Here is an 854-nt window from a genome sequence, read left to right on the forward strand (position 1 = left end):
GGCGCAGGCTTTATCGGCTCTGCCGTAGTTCGTCATATCATCGAAAATACCCTGGACGAAGTCCGTGTGATGGACTGCCTGACCTATGCCGGCAACCTCGAATCCCTGGCGCCGGTAGCCGGGAGCGAACGCTACTCGTTTTCCCAGACTGATATCACCGATGCCGCTGCCGTGGCGGCCCAGTTCAGCGAGTTCCGCCCGGATATCGTGATGCACCTGGCGGCGGAAAGTCATGTGGATCGCTCCATTGATGGCCCGGCCGCCTTCATCCAGACCAATGTGATCGGCACCTTCACTCTGCTGGAGGCGGCCCGTCACTACTGGTCCGGGCTTGGGGAAGCGCAGAAACAGGTTTTCCGCTTCCACCATATTTCCACCGATGAGGTGTACGGCGACCTGCACGGCACCGATGACCTGTTCACCGAAGAAACCCCGTACGCCCCGAGCAGCCCGTACTCCGCCTCCAAAGCGGGCAGCGACCATCTGGTTCGCGCCTGGAACCGCACCTACGGTCTGCCGGTGGTGGTGACCAACTGCTCCAACAACTATGGTCCGTATCACTTCCCGGAGAAACTGATCCCGCTGACTATCCTTAACGCCCTGGCGGGTAAACCGCTGCCGGTATATGGCAACGGGGAGCAGATCCGTGACTGGCTGTATGTCGAGGACCATGCCCGTGCGCTGTACAAAGTGGCGACCGAAGGCAAAAGCGGCGAGACCTACAACATTGGCGGTCATAACGAGCGTAAAAATATCGACGTGGTGCGCACCATCTGCGCCATTCTCGACAAGGTGGTGGCGCAGAAGCCGGGCAACATCGCCCACTTCGCCGACCTGATCACTTTTGTCACCGA

1 protein-coding gene is annotated in these 854 nt (G+C 59.7%); it reads left to right on the forward strand.

The genetic code is table 11. From position 1 onward, the window contains the following. The coding region (gene rfbB / locus CWM54_RS27830) for a dTDP-glucose 4,6-dehydratase (RefSeq protein ID WP_206054247.1) at window positions 1-854 on the forward strand (854 nt) is incomplete at both ends.

The sequence above is a fragment of the Klebsiella sp. D-Nf1 genome, from assembly GCF_002810515.1.
Lineage (GTDB): Bacteria > Pseudomonadota > Gammaproteobacteria > Enterobacterales > Enterobacteriaceae > Klebsiella > Klebsiella variicola.